Here is a 17,533-nt window from a genome sequence, read left to right on the forward strand (position 1 = left end):
TCCCCGTGTCTAGCCTTTCAAAGCATCAATCTTTAGTCACTGCGCTGCGGATTTCGCAGGCATCTGACCGATCCTCCTTCAACATGCGATCGGCTGCCCCGCGCTGCAGCCCGGCCGCCGCCGGGTCTCCGAGCCGGTCCAGCGTGTCGGCCAGCCGCAGGTGCAGCGCCGCCTGGAGCCGGACGTCCTCGGCCCGGCGGGCCCACTCGACGGCCTCCTGGCAGGTGCGCAGCGACTCCTCGGGGCGCCCCGCGTACTCCTGGACCCGGGCCAGCTCGCTCAACGCCCGCGCCTGCGCGGCCACATCGCCCGTCCTGCGGTACCCGGCGACCGCGGCGCGCCAGCCGCGCAGCGCCTCCCCGTAACGCCCCGCGTAGGTGTGGGCGGCGGCGAGGCGGCCGTAGACGCGCGCGGCGTCGGCACGCTCGTCCCGGGCGAGGCGCTGGGCGAGGGCGCGGCCGAACCAGTCGGCGGCCCGGTCGTAGTCCCCGAGTTCCAGGTGGGCGCCGCCTACGGATTCCATCGCGCGGGCGGTCGCGTACGGGTCGTTCGCCTCACGTCCGGCGTCCAGGGCGGCCCGGTAGCGCACCAGGGCCTCGGCGGTGCGGCCGGTGCGGGCGTCCAGGTCGGCGAGGTTGAGCAGGGCGGCGGCCTTCTCGCGGGGCAGCTCGCGCCGCTCGGCCACGTCGAGGACGAGGCGGTGGATGCCGTAGAGGTCGGGGGCGGCGGCCTGGGTGCCGAAGTGGGCGACCATGGCCCGCACCAGCTGGGACATCAGCCGCCGGGCGAGGGTGTCCAGCTCCCCGTCGGCCACCGCGAGCCGGGCCGAGGCCAGCAGCGCGGGCCGGCGTGCGCGCAGCCAGTCGGCGGCGGCCCTCGGGGTGGGGAAGCGCAGCGCCCGCGGCATGTCCTGCAGCTTCTCGCGGGCCTGGGGGCTGTCCGTCTCGGTGACCGCCCGGCAGGACTGGAGCAGCCGCACCGTCCGCTCCAGCATGCGGGCGCGGGCGAGCTGCAGCTCGGCGGGCCGGTCGTGGGTCTCGGCGAGGGCCCGCAGCCGGTCGTGCAGGCACGCGGGCACCTCGTACTCGGGCAGCGGGGAGTCGACCGCGCGCAGCATGCCGAGGGCCACGAAGTCGTCGAGGGTGGTGCGGGCGCCGTTCACCGAGCAGCCGGCGAGCGCGGAGGCGGTGTGCGGGTCGACCATCCCGGCGGGGGCGAGGGAGAGCAGTCGCAGTATCCGGGCGGCGGGGCTCGGCAGCGCCGCGTAGGCGACGCGGAACATCCGGCTGAGCGGCGTGCCCTCGCCGTCCTCCGCGCGTACGTGCTTGGCGAGGTCGGCGACGGCCGCCTGGGGCCGGGCGGCCAGCCAGCCGCCGGCCAGGGTCAGCGCGGCCGGCTGCGCCTGGCACGCCTCGACCAGTTGCTCGGCGGCCCGGGGGTCGACGGTGATGCGCACCGACCCGGTGTACCGGGACAGCAGCTCCACCGCCGACTTGGTGTCCAGGCCGCCCAGCGTGCACGGCCGGACGTCCGCGATGCCGGTCAGCGGGCCCTGGGCGACCGCGACGGCCAGGCAGTCCGGGGTGTCCGGCAGCAGGGCGTCGACCTGCTCGGCGTCGGCCGCGTCGTCGAGCAGGAGCAGGACCCTGCGGTCGGCGAGGGCGGTGCGCAGGGCCTCGGTGAGGTCGTCCTCGCCGGCTCCGGGCGGGACGGGGCACTCCAGCTCGGTGAGCAGCTCGCGGGCGAGGCGGCTGACGGGCACGCGCGTGCCGTCCGGCTCGCTCAGCCGGGCGCGCAGCACACCGTCGGGGTAGGCGTCCGCGACCTGCGCGACCAGTTCCTCGGCGAGCGCGGTGCGGCCGGAGCCGGGCCGGCCGGCGATGAGCAGCACCCGCGCGCGGGGTGCCTTGCGGCCGGAGAGGGTGTCCAGGCCCGCGCGCTCGATGTCGGCGCGCAACTCCTTCAACTCCCGGGTGCGGCCCAGGAACCGATTCTCCTCAGCAGGGTCCTGCGACAGCCGTACGCCGTCCGTGTCCACCGCCTGATCCGTCACGGGCCACACTCCCGATCCCACCGCACACCGGCGCCCGCCGGAACCCCGGTTCGGGCGTTTCCCGAGCCTAGTTCACGCTCTGCGACGATCCCGGTGGAGCAGGGCGGACACGTCGCCCGATCGGATCAACCGATGGTCACACCGGTGGGGGTGTTCCGGGTGCGCTCAGGCCTCGAAGGGACGCGCCGGCCACGGCGCCTCGGCGGGCCGGAGGGCGTCGACGCCGTCGCCCCGCTCGGCGGCGACCAGTGCGAGCACCCCCACGACCAGGCAGTTGTTGTGCAGGTCACCCGCGAGCACGCCCCGGACCAGGTCGTCGACCGGCACCCGCGCCAGCTCCATGTCGGCCTCTTCGTCCTCGACCTCGAACCGCTCGCCCTCCGCCTCGGAGAGGTCGCGGGCCAGGAAGATCCGTACGGCCTCGTCACAGCCGCCGGGCGTGGTGTAGACGTCGGTCAGCACCCGCCAGTCCTCGGCCTTGACGTGCGCCTCCTCGTACAGCTCGCGCTGGGCGGCGTGCAGCGGGTTCTCGCCGGGGACGTCGAGCAGGCCGGCCGGGATCTCCCACAGCTTCTCCCGCACCGGGTGGCGGTACTGCCGGATGACGATGACCCGTCCCTCGTCGTCCAGGGCGAGGACGGCCACGGAGCCCGGGTGGACCTGGTAGTCGCGGGAGGCGACGGAGCCGTCGGGCATGACGACCTCGTCCGTGCGCATGGAGGTCTTCTTGCCCCGGAAGGGGATCTCGGTCCGCCGGACCTCCCACTCCTCGTGGCTGTCCTTGATCGTGCTGCCCGCCATGCTGACCTGCCCTTCCAGACGTACGCGAAAAGCCGGGGCCCGCGCCCTTGAGCGCGCGTGCCCCGGCCACCGTACAACCGGTGTGTTACTTCGACGTCTTCCGCTCGACCGCGGCCTTGACCAGCCCGGCGAAGAGCGGGTGCGGGCGGGTCGGGCGCGAGCGCAGCTCCGGGTGCGCCTGCGTGGCGACCAGGTACGGGTGGACGTCGCGCGGGTACTCGACGTACTCGACGAGCTTGCCGTCCGGGGAGGTGCCCGAGAAGAGGATGCCGGTCTTCTTCTCCAGCTCCGCGCGGTAGGCGTTGTTCACCTCGTAGCGGTGACGGTGCCGCTCCTCGACGTACTCCTTGCCGTCGTAGACCTCGCGCACGATCGAGCCCTCGGCCAGCTTGGCCGGGTACATGCCGAGGCGCATGGTGCCGCCCAGGTCGCCCTCGCCCGCCACGATGTCCAGCTGCTCGGCCATGGTGGAGATGACCGGGTGGGCCGTGGCCGGGTCGAACTCGGTGGAGTTGGCGTCCTCGATGCCGGCCAGGTTGCGCGCGGCCTCGACCACGATGCACTGCAGGCCCAGGCAGAGGCCGAGCAGCGGGATCTTGTTCTCGCGGGCGTACTTGATCGCGCCGACCTTGCCGGTCACGCCGCGCTCGCCGAAACCGCCGGGGATGCAGATCGCGTCGACGTCGCCGAGCTGGGCCTTGGCGCCGGCCGGGGTCTTGCAGTCGTCGGAGGTGACCCACTTGATCTTCACGCGGGCCCGGTTGGCGAAGCCGCCGGCGCGCAGCGCCTCGGTGACCGAGAGGTAGGCGTCGGGCAGGTCGATGTACTTGCCGACCAGCGCCATGGTGATCTCGTGCTCGGGCCGGTGGACGCGGTCGAGCAGGTCGTCCCAGGTCGTCCAGTCCACGTCGCGGAAGGGCAGGTCCAGCTTGCGCACGACGTAGGCGTCCAGGCCCTCGGCGTGCACGACCTTCGGGATGTCGTAGATCGAGCGGGCGTCGGGGCAGGCCACCACGGCGGCCTCGTCGACGTCGCACATCAGGGAGATCTTGCGCTTGATCGCCGTGGGTACCTCACGGTCGCAGCGCAGGACGATGGCGTCCGGCTGGATGCCGATGTTGCGCAGCGCGGCGACGCTGTGCTGGGTGGGCTTGGTCTTCAGCTCGCCCGAGGGACCGATGTACGGCAGGAGCGAGATGTGCACGACGAACACGTTGTCCCGGCCGACCTCGTGCCGGACCTGGCGGACCGTCTCCAGGAACGGCAGCGACTCGATGTCGCCCACGGTGCCGCCGACCTCGGTGATCACCACGTCGACCTCGTCCGTCGCCATGCGGCGGATACGGTGCTTGATCTCGTTGGTGATGTGCGGGATGACCTGCACCGTGTCGCCCAGGTACTCGCCGCGACGCTCCTTGGCGATCACCGTCGAGTAGACCTGGCCTGTAGTGACATTGGCGGAGCCGTCCAGGTCGCGGTCGAGGAAGCGCTCGTAGTGTCCGATGTCCAGGTCGGTCTCGGCGCCGTCGTTGGTGACGAACACCTCACCGTGCTGGAAGGGGTTCATCGTGCCAGGGTCGACATTGAGGTACGGGTCGAGCTTCTGCATCACCACGCGCAGACCCCGTGCCTTGAGCAGCATGCCGAGGCTGGAGGCGGTCAGCCCCTTGCCGAGCGAGGAGGCGACACCCCCGGTGACGAAGATGTGCTTGGTCGTCGAAGATTTGGGCGGCATGGCCAAGAGGGGGCTCCCGTGGTCGCGGTCTGGGGTGCGGTGCGTTCGTCGTCCGACCCGGTCGAGCCGGGTTGCCGTCGGCGGCGCCGTCGCTGCGGTTCCGGGGTTCTTCTCCCACCGGTCCACGGGCTACCAGCGTATCAGCGCCGCGGGGCGATGGCTTCCGGCCACGCTCCGCGCACATCTCGTCACCCAGGCGCGCGGCTCACCGATTCCTCACCCGGTGGTCACCCGTTCGGCGGACCCGCGTTGTCCGGAGCGGCACACAGATCATCTACGTGCGTCGTATCCTGCTCGGACGTTCGCTGCCGAGCCCGCACGGCGACACGGCACCACCCCCCGCCCGTCAGCGCCGGAACAACGAGAGCTCGTCAGTTCGTTGAGAAAAGATTGTCCTTCGCGGCACAGCGTTTGGCTTCACGGCCGGACGGCTGCTTTGCTTCATGGCTCAACGACGTATGACTCACCCATGACCCCCCTTGACCGCACTAGCGACCGCCCCCTCGCGGGGTGACGTGGCCGTTCGACTGGAGTTGCACGTGGCCGGGCGCATCGAAGACTACGCACTCATCGGAGACATGCAGACCGCCGCACTGGTCTGCCGGGACGGCACAGTCGACTGGCTGTGCCTGCCCCGCTTCGACTCGCATGCCATCTTCGCCGGTCTGCTGGGAACCGGGGAACACGGCTTCTGGCGGATGGGCCCCGCCTACGCGCCGGGCGCCGAGCCCCCGACCGCGGCCCGGCGGAGCTACCGCGGCGACTCCCTGATCCTGGAGTCCGAGTGGGACACCCCGCGCGGCACCGTCAGGGTGATCGATTTCATGCCGCCGCGCGACGGGGCGCCCCAGGTGATCCGGATCGTGGAGGGCGTCTCCGGCCGGGTGCCGATGCGCTCGGAGCTGAGGATGCGCTTCAGCTACGGCCGGGTGGTCCCGTGGGTGCACAAGCACGAGGGGCGGACGGTGGCCGTCGCGGGCCCGGACTCCGTGTGGTTCGACACGGACGTGGAGACCTACGGCAAGGCGCTCACCACGTACGCCGACTTCACGGTCGCGCCGGGTGACCGGATCGCGTTCACCATCTCGTGGGAGCCCTCGCACAAGGAGCCGCCGCCGCTGCCGGAGCCCGAGCAGTCCCTGGAGGCCACCGAGGACTTCTGGCGCGAGTGGGTCGAGCACTGCACCTACCACGGGCCCTACCGGGAGGCGGTGGTCCGCTCCCTGATCACGCTGAAGGCCCTGACGTACGCCCCCACCGGCGGCATCGTGGCGGCCCCGACCACCTCCCTGCCGGAGGACGTCGGCGGTGTCCGCAACTGGGACTACCGCTACACCTGGCTGCGCGACGCGGCGATCACGCTGTCCTCGCTGCTGCGCACCGGCTACCGCGAGGAGGCCCGCGCCTGGCGCGAGTGGCTGCTGCGCGCGGTCGCCGGCGACCCGGAGAACCTGCAGATCATGTACGGCATCGCGGGCGAGCGCGAGCTGGGCGAGGCCGAGCTGGACTGGCTGCCGGGATACGAGGGCTCCACCCCGGTCCGGGTCGGCAACGGCGCGGCCCACCAGCTCCAGCTGGACGTCTACGGCGAGGTCACCGAGGCCCTGCACCTGGGCCACATGACGGGCCTGGCCCGCAACGACTACGCCTCCGTGCTCCAGCTCAAGCTGATCCGCTACCTGGAGGACCACTGGCAGGAGCCGGACGAGGGCATCTGGGAGGTGCGCGGCCCGCGCCGCCACTTCGTGCACTCCAAGGTGATGGCCTGGGTCGCCGTCGACCGGACCATCAAGCTGATCGAGTCGGGCGACGCGGACGGTCCGCTGGAGCGCTGGAAGCAGCTGCGCGACGACATCCACCGGGACGTGTGCGAGAAGGGCTACGACAAGGAACGCAACACCTTCACGCAGTCCTACGGCTCCCAGGAGCTGGACGCCTCGCTGCTGCTGATCCCGCAGATGGGCTTCCTGCCGCCGGACGACAAGCGGGTCATCGGCACCATCGAGGCCATCCAGCGGGAGCTGTCCACGTCGGACGGCTTCATCCTGCGCTACCCCACGGAGGGCGGCGACGAGGGCGTGGACGGCCTGCCCGGCGACGAGGGCGCGTTCCTGGCCTGCTCGTTCTGGATGGCCGACGACCTGGCGATGATCGGCCGGGTGGACGAGGCCCGCAGGCTCTTCGAAAAGCTTCTCTCCCTGCGCAACGACCTCGGCCTCCTGGCCGAGGAGTGGGACCCCCGCCTCCAGCGCCAGGTCGGCAACTTCCCGCAGGCGTTCAGCCACGTGCCCCTGATCGACACGGCCCTGCGCCTGACGGCGAGCGGGGCGTACGGGGGCTAGCGGCCCGTACGGAGTCCGACGAACGGCTGTCCGCGCCACCCCGGCTGCGGGCAGCCGCCTACCGACGCCGCCGCACCGGGCCGCGGCACCCGCCCCCGGCCCGCACGCGCACCGGGCACCGCGCACCGGGCACCGCGCACCGCGCACCCGAGAGGCACCGCCCGCCCAAGAGGTACCGTCCGCTCCATGAACACCGCCGCACCCCCGCCCACGGGCATCACCGTGCAGCGCGCCCTGGAACTCCCCGGCCTCCGCAGCGGCCTCCCCGAGATCCTCGCCGGCGCCGACCGCCTGCACCGCACCGTCCGCTGGGTGCACGCCGGCGAGGTGCCCAACATCGCCTCCCTCCTCAAGGGCGGCGAACTCCTCCTCACCACCGGCTACGGTCTCGGCACCCGGCCCGCCGAGCAGCGCGCCTTCGTCCGCACCCTCGCGGAACGCGGCATCGCGGCCCTCGTCGTGGAGCTGGGCCCGCGCTTCGCCCGCCTCCCCGCGGCGCTCGTGGACACCGCCCGCTCGGCCGGCCTGCCGTTGGTGCAGCTGCACCGGGAGGTGCCCTTCGTGACGGTCACCGAGGAGATCCACACCGAGATCGTCAACGGCCACTACGCCCTCCTCCAGCGTGCCGAGGAGGTGCACCGACGCTGCACCGACGCCCTGCTCGGCGGCGGCGGGGTCCCCCAGGTGCTCGGCATCCTCGCCGACTTCGGCGCCAACCCGGTCTTCCTGGAGACCACCGACGGCCGCCTGCTGTACGCCGCCGGCTCCGGCCCCGAGGGCGCCGACCCGCTCCAGGTGTGGGAGGGCCTGCGCGGCCCGCACAAGGAGGCCCCGCCCCCGGCCGGCTCCGTCCTGGTGGACGTGCCCGGCGGCGGCCCGGGTCCCGGCAGCGCCGCCGCCCCGGGCCCCGGCTCGGTGCGCGCCCGGCTCGTCATGCTCCCCGTACGGTCCCCGCTGGCGCAGGTGCACCGGATGGCGGCGGAACGCGCGGCCGGAATCCTCGCCGTGGTGCTGATGCAGGCGCGCCAGGAGGAGGAGCTGGCGGCGCGCGGACGCGGCGACTTCCTCACCGACCTCGCCGAGGGCCGGATCTCCGCCGAGGACGCCCCGGCGCAGGCCCGCGTCCTGGGCTTCAAGCCCGGGAACAGCCCCCTGCTCCCCGTGGTGATGCGTCTGGGCGACGCCCTGTCCCCGGCCGGCGGCGACTGGGCGGTGCTGGCCCGGGCGGTCGCCGAGGAGCTGGCCTCGGTCGGGGTGCCGGTGCTGCTGGGCGTGCGCCCGGTGGAGGGACGGGTACCGCTGCTGCTGGGCCTGCGCGCGGAGTCGGAGCGCGCGGCGGTCGCCGACCGGGTCGCGGCGGCGCTGCGGGCGGGCGTGGAGCGGGCCGGGATGCGGCGGCCGGGAGCGCAGCCGCCGGTCGTGGTCGTCGGGGTGGCCGGCGGCTGGGCGGCGGCGTCGGCGGGCCTCAGGCACGCGGCGGAGACGGCGACCGCGGCGCAGGGGCTCACCGACCGGCCCTGGTACGACGCCCGGCGCCTCGACATCGACCTGCTGCTGTGGCGGCTGCGCGACCATCCGGACCTCGCCGCGTTCGTGGACCGGGCGATCGGTCCCCTGCGCGACCACGACGACCGTTCCAAGCCGCCCCTGCTGCCCACCCTCCAGACGTATCTGGCGCACGCGGGCCGCAAGGCGGAGACCGCGCGCGAGCTGCACCTCAACCGGCAGACGCTCTACAACCGGCTGGCGCGGATCGGGGAGTTGCTGGGCACCGACCTCGACGACCCGCAGACCGTCCTGGCGTTGAGCCTGGCCCTGCGCGCCCGCCGGCACGTGCAGTGACCCGGCCCCTCAGAGCAGCGGGACCGGCTGCGTCAACTCGTCGTAGACACTGAGCACCTGGGCGACGGTCTCGTCCTCGGTCGGCCAGGTGGCCGCCTGCCGCAGGCCCTCCTCCCGCAGCCGCTCGCACCTCGCGGGGTCGGCGAGGAGCCGCACCACGGCGTCGGCGAGGGCCCGCGCGTCCCCGGCGGGCACGAGTTCGGCCGCGTCCCCGACGAGTTCCGGGATGCCGCCCGCGTCGCTCGCCACCAGCGGCACCCGCGCGTGCAGGGCCTCCTGGGCGAGGACGGAACGCGCCTCCCGGCGGCTGGGCAGCAGCGCGAGGTCGGCCGCCGACAGCAGGTCGGTGACGTCGTCGCGGCTGCCGATGAGCGCCACCGGCAGCTCCTCGTCCTCGATCCTCCGCTGCAACTCGGCGCGCAGCGGGCCCTCTCCGGCGAGGACGACCAGCGGGACGGGGTCGAGACGGCGCCAGGTCCGGGCGGCGTCGAGCAGGACGTCGTAGCCCCGGTGCCGTTCCAGGGAGCCGACGGCGATCAGCAGCGGGCGGTCGACGGCGCCGAGTTCGGCCCGGATCTTCGGGCGCTTCCCGTCGGGGTCGTCGGACTCGTCCGGCGGGCAGGGCCAGGCGGGGAGCGCGACGGGGCCGAACCGGGCGTCCCGCGCCCCCGACCGGCGCGCTCCGTCGACCAGTTCCGAGGTGGCGCCGAGCACCACGGTGGCCGACTTCATCACCCGCCGCTCCAGCACACGCAGCAGCTGGGCGCGCGCTCCCTCGGCGTGGACCCGGTCGTGCCAGGTCACCACGAACGGCGTGCGGACCCGGCGCCCGCCGAGGGCGAGCGCGGCACGGAAGGAGGCGTGCAGGCCGTGCGCGTGGACCAGGTCGGCGTCCGCGCACACCGCCCGCAGCGTGGCCACGGAGACCGGGTCGCTGCTGCGCGGCACGTGCACGTGGTCGGCTCCGGTGCCGGTGAAGTCGTAGGTGTGTTCCGCATCGTCGGGGGCGCACACCATCACTTTCACGCCCCGTGCGACGAGCCCGGCGGCCAGCGAGCGGACGTGCGCGCTGCTGCCGGCGTTGCCGCCGCCCAGCACCTGCACGGTGCGCAACTGCGACTGGCCGTGCGGCGGGAGGCTGCTCACGGGGGTCACCTGGCCGGGGCTCCTGGTTCGGCGGGGGACGGTCACGAAGAACGTACAGAAGGATGGTGCGGAGGGCGTGCGCCGCCTGCTCGTCCGGGCGTCACTCCGTCAAGGATGCCAGGCCGTACGGGTGTTCCGGGAACGACGGCGGTCGCCGGTGCGCGACCGCCGGGCAACGGAACGGCACCGGTTCACTCACCCGAGTGAACGTGCCGCCTCGCTGACCCGCTCCCCGAGCGCGGCGGCGGCCACCAGCGCGACGGCGTGCGCGGCGAGCCCGGTCCTGCCGTTGCCTGCCACCACCGCGGCCCCCAGGGCCGCGCCCAGCGCGTGTGCTCCGGTGTCTCCGAGCATGGTGCGCTCGGCGAGGTCGTCGGGGAGTACGGCCGCGGCGGCGCCCATGGCGACGGCGGCCGTCTCCGCCCCGGGCCCCGCGCGCAGCAGCCCCGGCGCGCCGAGCGCGAGGACCGCCGCGGCGGCCCGCCCCGGGCGTACGTCCACCAGGTTGACGAAGTGCGCGGCCCCGGCGACGACGACGCCCGCCAGCACCCTGTCCAGCGGCCGTTCCTTCAGCGCCGCGCCGACGGCGAGCCCGGCCGCCGAGATCCCGAACAGCTTCACCGCCCCACTGGTGACCTCACCGTCCCGCAGCGCCGCCAGATGCGCCCGGAAGCCGCGCCGGTCGTCCCCGGCGCCCGCCACGTCGTCGTAGGCCCCGCAGGCCCCCGCGGCGAGCACGGCGAGGCCGACGGCGGGACGCACCCGCGCCGTCCCCGCGGCGGCCGCCGCGGCACACGCGGGCCCGGCGTACAGGTCCACGGTCCGCCCGGCGTGGTTCTTGCGCTCCCAGCGCTCCCGACCGCCCGGCGACAGGGCCCGCAGTGCGGTCAGGCCGGTCCGCGCGAGAGCGGCGGCGAGGACGAGGGCGGAGCCGTTCCGGCGGACACGGTCGATCATCGGGCCACCCTACGGGACCCCGCCCTCCGCCCTTGGCCCTTGGCCCTTGGCCCTTGGCCCTTGGCCCTTGGCCGAGCGTCCGCCCGCCCGGGACGGCGGAGGTGCCGCGAAGGCCGCCGGGACACACGGCCAGACGTCCTCGGGGGCGACGCCCCGCCCGTGCGGCCGAGGACCGGGTGCCTGCCGTCCCGGAAGCCCGCCCGGACCGTCGGGGCGCCGGGCCGCGCCGTGCGCACGTGCCGCCGAGCACCCGCCGGGACATGCGCCCCGCGTGGGACGCGGCGCACCGGGCGCCCGGTGTCCCGGTGTGACGGCCTGCCGGCCCCGCGCCGCCACGGCCCCGACCCGCAGGGCCGCCCTCCGGTGACCGGAGCCCTCGGGCCCCGCACCACCGGGCCCGGCGCTCCCGCGGAGCCGCCGGGCCCGCCCCTACGCGTCCGACCGCGCCGTCTCCAGCAGTTCCTCCGCGTGCGCGCGGGCCGTCTCCGAGTCCTCCTGGCCGGCCAGCATCCGGGACAGCTCCCGGATGCGCTCCTCGCCCTCCAGGACCTTGACGCCGGACCGGGTCACCGACCCGTCGTTCGTCTTCTCCACCAGCAGCTGCCGGTCGGCGAACGCGGCCACCTGCGGCAGATGCGTGACGACCACGACCTGCGCGCTCTTCGCGAGCCGCGCCAGACGCCGCCCGATCTCCACCGCCGCCTTGCCGCCGACCCCGGCGTCCACCTCGTCGAAGAGGTACGTCGGGACGGGGTCGGTCCCCGCGAAGACGACCTCCACCGCGAGCATCACGCGCGACAGCTCACCGCCGGACGCGCCCTTGGCGATCGGCCGGGGCGGGGCGCCCGGGTGCGGGGCGAGCAGCAGCTCGACCTCGTCGACGCCCGACGGCCCGTAGGCGACCGTGCGCCCGCCCACCTCGACGCCCTCGGGGTCCTCGGTCTGCCGGATCGCGAACGACACCCGCGCGTGGGGCATGGCCAGCGAGGCCAGCTCGGCGGTGACCGCGGCGGCGAACCGCTCGGCGGCCTCCGTCCGCGCGTCCGTCAGCGCCTGGGCCAGCCCGCCCAGCTCCGCCCGCAGTGCGTCCCGCTCGGCGGTCAGCTCGCCGATCCGCTCGTCGTCGCCGTCCAGCTCGGTCAGCCGCGCGGCGCCCTGCTCGGCCCAGGCCAGCACGGCGGCCACGTCCTCGCCGTACTTGCGGGTCAGCGCGGTGAGCGCGGCCCGCCGCTCCTCGACCGCCGCCAGCCGCAGCGGATCGGCGTCCAGGTCGTCGGCGTACCCGGCCAGCTCCCCGGCCACGTCGCGCAGCAGGATGCCCACCTCGCCGATCCGCTCGGCGAGCGCCGCCAGCGCCGGGTCGTGCGCCCGTACGGCGTCCAGGGCCCGCTGCGCGCCGGCGACCAGCGTGGACGCGTCGACGCCCTCGGGGTCCTCCGGATTGCCGGCCAGCGCGGCGTGCGCGGCGGTGGCCGCCGACGCCAGTGCCTCGGCGTGGCCCAGCCGCTCCGCCTCCTCGGCCAGCTCCACGTCCTCGCCGGCGCGCGGCTCGACGGCCGCGACCTCGTCGAGGCCGTAGCGCAGGAGATCGGCCTCCTGCGCCCGCTCGCGGGCGCGCGTGGTGATCTCCTCCAGCTCACGGGTGACCGCCCGCAGCCGCCGGTAGGCCTCGGCGTACTTGGCGAGCGGCCCGGCGACCGCGTCGCCCGCGTACCGGTCCAGCGCCTGCCGCTGCCGGGTCAGCTTGAGCAGCCCCTGCTGGTCGGTCTGCCCGTGCACGGCCACCAGGTCGTCGGCCAGCTCGGCGAGCATCCCCACCGGCACCGACCGCCCGCCCAGGTGCGCCCGTGAGCGGCCCTCGGCGGAAACGGTACGGCTGATCAACAGCGCGCCGTCGTCCAGCTCGGCCCCGGCCTCCTCGGCCCGCACGGCCGCCGCGGCGTCCTCGGGCACGGCGATACGCCCCTCGACGACGGCGTTCTTGGCCCCGATCCGCACCAGCGCCGCGTCCGCGCGTCCGCCCAGGAGCAGTCCGAGGCTGGTGACCACCATGGTCTTGCCCGCGCCCGTCTCACCGGTGACGGCGGTGAATCCGGGCGACAGCTCGACCACGGCGTCGTCGATGACTCCCAGCGACCGTATCCGCATCTCCTCAAGCACGGACACGACCTTACGAGGTCCGAGGCGGCGAGTGCGACCGGCCCGCCCTTGTCCCGCGGGGCGGGACACCGCCGTCACGGGCGCGGGGCCGGGCCGGCAGCGGCCGCGCGGCGGGGCGACCGGCCACGAACCGTCCGCGGCCGCCGTCGCGCCGAAACCACTCCTTCGTGTCCGCTAATGCGGCGCTCCACGCCACCCGGAGACCGGCAGAGCGAACTTGGCCACCAGCCGGTCGGTGAAGGACGCGTGGTGCAGCCGGGCCAACCGCACCGGCACCGCCCCCCGCCGCACCTCCACCCGCGCCCCGGGCGGCAGCTCCACCGTCCGCCGTCCGTCGCACCACAGCACCCCCGGCGGAATATGCGGCAGCACCTCCACCGCGAGGACGGAGTCCGGCGACGTCACCAACGGCTTGGCGAACAGCGCGTGCGCGCTGATCGGCACCATCAGCAGCGCCTCCACCTCCGGCCACACCACCGGCCCGCCCGCCGAGAACGCGTACGCCGTCGACCCGGTCGGCGTCGACAGCACGATGCCGTCGCAGCCGAAGCCGGTCACCGGGCGCCCGTCGATCTCCAGCACCACTTCCAGCAGCTTCTCGGCTCCGGCCTTCTGCACGGCCGCCTCGTTCAGCGCCCAGTCGGTGTGCACGATGTCGCCGTTGCGGTGCACGACGACGTCGACCGTCATCCGCTCCTCGACCTCGTAGGCCCGGTTCACCACCCGGTCGACGACCTTGTCGAGGTCGTCGCGCTCGGCCTCCGCGAGGAACCCGACCCGGCCCAGGTTGACGCCGAGCATCGGCACGCCGGACGCGCGGGCGAACTCCGCGCCGCGCAGCAGCGTCCCGTCACCGCCGAGCACGATGAGCAGCTCGCACCCGTCGAGGCACTGCGGGGTGGCCTCCCCGACCAGCTCCACCTCGTCCGGCAGCGGCAGGTCGCGCGCCTCGGCCTCCAGGACCCGCACGCCGAGCCCCGCGTGCAGCAGTCCCTTGACCACCAGCTCCGCGCTGCGGATCGCCGCGGGACGCCCGGTGTGGGCGAGCAGGAAGACAGTACGCGCTCGGTTCTGTGTCAACTCGGCCCCTCCGCCACTGCACGGTCAACGTCGGCCGGGTCCAGTTCACCGGCCCCGGCCCGCAGCCACAGAAAGTACTCGACGTTCCCGGAGGGACCGGGCAGCGGACTGGCGGTGACCCCCTTCACCCCGAGCCCCAGTTCCCAGGCCCTGCGGGCGACCCCCGTCACGGCCTCGGCCCGCAGCTGCGCACTGCGTACCACTCCCCCGCTGCCCAGCCGCTCCTTGCCCACCTCGAACTGCGGCTTCACCATCATCACCAGGTCGGCGTCCGGCCGGGTGCAGCGCACCAGGGCCGGCAGCACCAGCCCGAGCGGGATGAAGGAAAGATCCCCCACCACAAGGTCCACCAGCTCCCCATCGATCGCCTCCGGCGTCAACTCACGTACGTTCGTACGGTCCTTGACGGTGACGCGTTCATCCTGCCGCAGAGACCAGGCGAGCTGTCCGTAGCCGACGTCGACGGCGACGACGTGCGCGGCGCCCGCCCGCAGCAGTACGTCGGTGAAGCCGCCGGTGGAGGCGCCGGCGTCCAGCGCCCGCCGCCCCTCGACGACGAGCCCCCGCGGCACGAAGGCGGCGAGGGCGCCGGCCAGCTTGTGGCCGCCGCGCGAGACGTAGTCGGGATCGCTGTCGTCGGCGCTCACCACGATCGCGGCGGCGGTCTCCACCTGCGTGGCCGGCTTGGTCGCCACGGTCTTGCCGACGGAGACCCGCCCGGCGGCGATCAGCTGGCTCGCGTGCTCGCGCGAGCGCGCCAGCTTCCTGCGGACCAGCTCCGCGTCGAGACGGCGGCGTGCGACTCCTGCCACGTTCGGTTCAGCTCCTGTTTTCGTACGGCGACGGCGGGGCCGGAGGCCCCGGGCGGGCGTCGAGCGCGGTCAGCGCGTCACGCAGCCCCCGGTGTACATCCTCGTACACCTCGACATGTCCGTCCGTGGTGAGGTGGTCGGCGTCGGCCAGCCGGGCCAGCCGGGCGTCCACCTCGGCGTTCCCGGTGGGGGTGCGCGGAACCCCGAGGGGGGCGGGGGCGGCGGGGTCGTGCTCCGGCGCGTGCGCCTGGGCCGGCTCCCCGTCGCTCCGCTGCGCCTCCGGCTCCGGTACTGCGTCGCTCATGCCCCGACGCTACCGCGTACCGCTGGGGTACGGTCGGTCCCGATGGCGACGACTGAGGAGTGCCGCGCCGCACTCGAGAAGCTCTCGGACAACTTGGGGAACGCGGAAGGGGACGTGCGGTCCGCCGCCGAGCTGGACCGCTCGGTGAGCTGCCACATCACCGACCTGGACGTCACCTTCGCCGGACGCATGGCGGACGGCCGCATCGACGTGCGCGAGACCCTGGAGGGGCCGCCGCGCGAGAAGGCCGACATCAGGCTGGCGATGACCGGTGACGACCTGGTGGCCCTGGTCGACGGCGAGCTGAACTTCGCCAAGGCCTGGGGCTCGGGCCGGGTGAAGCTGGAGGCCGGCCTGCGCGACCTGTTCCGCCTCAGGAAGCTTCTGTAGCCGCCACCTTCTCGGGCCGCGCGGGGCCGGTGCCCCGGGCCTTGCGCGCGGCCGGCACCACCAGCGGCGTACCCGTCTCGGGGTCGTCGATGACCTGGCAGCGCAGCCCGAAGACCCGCTCCACCAGGTCGGCGGTGACGATGTCCTTCGGCGCGCCCTCGGCGATGACCTCCCCGCCGCGCAGGGCGATGAGGTGGGTGGCGTAGCGGGCGGCGTGGTTGAGGTCGTGCAGGACGGCGACGAGGGTGCGGCCCTGCTCCTCGTGGAGTTCCGCGCACAGGTCCAGGACGTCGATCTGGTGCTGGATGTCCAGGTACGTCGTCGGCTCGTCGAGCAGCAGCAGCGGGGTCTGCTGGGCGAGCGCCATGGCGATCCACACCCGCTGGCGCTGTCCGCCGGAGAGTTCGTCGACATAGCGGTCGGCCAGCTCGGAGACGCCGGTCTGGGCCATGGACTCCTGGACGACGCGCTCGTCCTCGGTCGACCACTGGCGCAGGAGGCCCTGGTGCGGGTACCGGCCGCGGCCGACCAGGTCGCCGACGGTGATCCCGTCGGGCGCGATGGACGACTGGGGCAGCAGGCCGAGGGTGCGGGCGACCTGCTTGGCGGGCATCGACTGGATGACCGACCCGTCGAGCAGCACCCGGCCCCGGGTGGGCTTCAGCATCCGCGACAGGGCGCGCAGCAGGGTGGACTTGCCGCAGGCGTTCGGGCCGACGATCACCGTGAAGGAGTTGTCGGGTATCTCCACCGACAGCTGCTCCGCGATGACCCGCTGGTCGTAGGCGAGGGTGACGTTCTCGGCGGTCAGGCGGTTCACGTTGCTCCTTTGGTTGTTCGGCCCGCTGCGGTGGCCGGTGCCGGCGCTCATACCCGGCCCGCCTTGCGCTCGGTGACCAGCAGCCACAGCAGGTAGACGCCGCCGAGCACACCGGTGACGACGCCCACGGGCAGCTGGTCGGCGCCGAAGGCCCGCTGCGAGACGAAGTCGGCCGAGACCAGCAGGGCGGCGCCCATGCACACGGACGGCAGCAGGTTGGGTCCGGGCGAGCGGGTCAGGCGCCGGGCGAGCTGCGGCGCGGTCAGCGCGACGAAGCTCACCGGTCCCGCGGCGGCGGTGGCGGCGGCGGTGAGCAGCACGGCGGCCACCATCAGCAGCGCCCGCACCCGCTCGACGCGCACTCCGAGCGCGTACGAGACGTCGTCACCCATCTCCATCATGCGCAGCGCCCGCCCGTTGCCGAGGACCAGCGGGACGAGCACGGCGCACAGGATGAGCAGGGGCCAGACCTGGTTCCAGTCACGGCCGTTGAGGGAGCCGGTCATCCAGACGACCGCGCGGGAGGCGTCGACGATGTCGGCCCGGGTGAGCAGATAGCCGTTGACGGCCGTGACGATGGCGGAGACGCCGATACCGACCAGGACCAGCCGGTAGCCGTGGACGCCCCGCTTCCAGGCGAGCAGGTAGATGGCGAGGCCGGTCACCAGCCCGCCGACGAGCGCGCCGACGGTCACCTGCGCCGAGGTGCCGGAGAACAGCACGATCATGGTGAGGGCGCCGGCGGTCGCGCCCTGTCCGAGGCCGAGCACGTCGGGACTGCCCAGCGGGTTGCGGGAGATCGCCTGGAACAGCGCGCCGCCCAGCCCCAGCGCGGCGCCGACCAGCAGGCCCACCAGGACCCTGGGCAGCCGCAGCTCGTTGACGATGAACTCCTGGCTCGCGTTGCCCTCGCCGGCCAGGGTGCGGAGCACGTCGGCGGCCGGTATCTCGAAGTCGCCGGTGCCGATCAGCAGGACGCTCGCGGCGAGCGCGAGGAGCAGCAGCACGGCGACGACGACGGTGGCCCGCACGTCCAGACGGAAGGACAGCCCGCCCGGAGTGCGCACGGCGCGGTTCGTCTTCACGGTCTT

At 74.2% G+C, this 17,533-nt stretch carries 14 protein-coding genes; 3 read left to right on the top strand and 11 right to left on the bottom strand.

Translation table 11 applies throughout. The annotated features are described in order from the left end of the window. Nucleotides 1-25: 25 nt before the first annotated feature. The 3 genes from ACFZP7_RS08375 to ACFZP7_RS08385 form a co-directional block, all read right to left on the bottom strand. Entirely contained in the window at nucleotides 26-2,053 is a 2,028-nt protein-coding gene (locus tag ACFZP7_RS08375) for a tetratricopeptide repeat protein (protein ID WP_037899452.1), read from the bottom strand. 165 nt (nucleotides 2,054-2,218) lie between these two features. Further along, entirely contained in the window at nucleotides 2,219-2,854 is a 636-nt protein-coding gene (locus ACFZP7_RS08380) for an NUDIX hydrolase (protein ID WP_019325357.1), read from the bottom strand. Nucleotides 2,855-2,939: 85 nt separating this feature from the next. Then, nucleotides 2,940-4,589, bottom strand: a complete 1,650-nt coding sequence (locus ACFZP7_RS08385) for a CTP synthase (protein WP_030978155.1) — start codon at nucleotides 4,587-4,589, stop codon at nucleotides 2,940-2,942. A gap of 539 nt (nucleotides 4,590-5,128) precedes the next feature. On the opposite strand from ACFZP7_RS08385, the gene ACFZP7_RS08390 reads away from it, so the two are divergent. After that, the gene (locus ACFZP7_RS08390) at nucleotides 5,129-6,931 is read left to right on the top strand and encodes a glycoside hydrolase family 15 protein (RefSeq protein ID WP_125773095.1); all 1,803 of its coding nucleotides are present in this window, start codon (nucleotides 5,129-5,131) and stop codon (nucleotides 6,929-6,931) included. Between the two features lie 186 nt (nucleotides 6,932-7,117). Then, nucleotides 7,118-8,773, top strand: a complete 1,656-nt coding sequence (locus ACFZP7_RS08395) for a PucR family transcriptional regulator (protein ID WP_385634156.1) — start codon at nucleotides 7,118-7,120, stop codon at nucleotides 8,771-8,773. Between the two features lie 9 nt (nucleotides 8,774-8,782). Here ACFZP7_RS08395 and ACFZP7_RS08400 read toward each other — a convergent pair whose 3' ends face one another. From ACFZP7_RS08400 to ACFZP7_RS08425, 6 genes are all read right to left on the bottom strand, one after another. Beyond that, nucleotides 8,783-9,928, bottom strand: a complete 1,146-nt coding sequence (locus ACFZP7_RS08400) for a glycosyltransferase family 4 protein (RefSeq protein ID WP_385634157.1) — start codon at nucleotides 9,926-9,928, stop codon at nucleotides 8,783-8,785. Between the two features lie 186 nt (nucleotides 9,929-10,114). Next, entirely contained in the window at nucleotides 10,115-10,876 is a 762-nt protein-coding gene (locus tag ACFZP7_RS08405) for a hypothetical protein (protein WP_385634158.1), read from the bottom strand. Nucleotides 10,877-11,305: 429 nt separating this feature from the next. Beyond that, nucleotides 11,306-13,024: a DNA repair protein RecN gene (gene recN, locus ACFZP7_RS08410; protein ID WP_019325364.1), complete on the bottom strand. Its 1,719-nt coding sequence runs from the start codon at nucleotides 13,022-13,024 to the stop codon at nucleotides 11,306-11,308. 186 nt (nucleotides 13,025-13,210) lie between these two features. After that, complete coding sequence (locus ACFZP7_RS08415) at nucleotides 13,211-14,116, bottom strand: NAD kinase (protein ID WP_019325365.1); 906 nt, start codon at nucleotides 14,114-14,116, stop codon at nucleotides 13,211-13,213. Further along, nucleotides 14,113-14,928, bottom strand: coding sequence for a hemolysin (locus tag ACFZP7_RS08420; protein ID WP_019325366.1), 816 nt, complete (start codon nucleotides 14,926-14,928; stop codon nucleotides 14,113-14,115). The genes ACFZP7_RS08415 and ACFZP7_RS08420 overlap by 4 nt, the downstream gene beginning before the upstream one ends. A gap of 7 nt (nucleotides 14,929-14,935) precedes the next feature. After that, entirely contained in the window at nucleotides 14,936-15,232 is a 297-nt protein-coding gene (locus ACFZP7_RS08425) for a hypothetical protein (protein ID WP_019325367.1), read from the bottom strand. Between the two features lie 42 nt (nucleotides 15,233-15,274). Here ACFZP7_RS08425 and ACFZP7_RS08430 point away from each other — a divergent pair, with 42 nt between their 5' ends. Then, complete coding sequence (locus ACFZP7_RS08430) at nucleotides 15,275-15,622, top strand: SCP2 sterol-binding domain-containing protein (protein ID WP_019325368.1); 348 nt, start codon at nucleotides 15,275-15,277, stop codon at nucleotides 15,620-15,622. On the opposite strand, the gene ACFZP7_RS08435 is transcribed toward ACFZP7_RS08430, so the two are convergent. Beyond that, the gene (locus ACFZP7_RS08435; RefSeq protein ID WP_078855595.1) at nucleotides 15,606-16,493 is read right to left on the bottom strand and encodes an ABC transporter ATP-binding protein; all 888 of its coding nucleotides are present in this window, start codon (nucleotides 16,491-16,493) and stop codon (nucleotides 15,606-15,608) included. The two genes, ACFZP7_RS08430 and ACFZP7_RS08435, sit on opposite strands and share 17 nt — an antisense overlap. Next, nucleotides 16,490-17,527 (bottom strand): iron chelate uptake ABC transporter family permease subunit, encoded by a 1,038-nt coding sequence (locus ACFZP7_RS08440; protein ID WP_031016821.1) that lies wholly within the window; start codon nucleotides 17,525-17,527, stop codon nucleotides 16,490-16,492. The genes ACFZP7_RS08435 and ACFZP7_RS08440 overlap by 4 nt, the downstream gene beginning before the upstream one ends. Nucleotides 17,528-17,533 lie beyond the last annotated feature (6 nt).

Origin of the sequence: Streptomyces sp. SudanB5_2050, assembly GCF_964272335.1 — a bacterium.
Taxonomy (GTDB): domain Bacteria; phylum Actinomycetota; class Actinomycetes; order Streptomycetales; family Streptomycetaceae; genus Streptomyces; species Streptomyces rochei.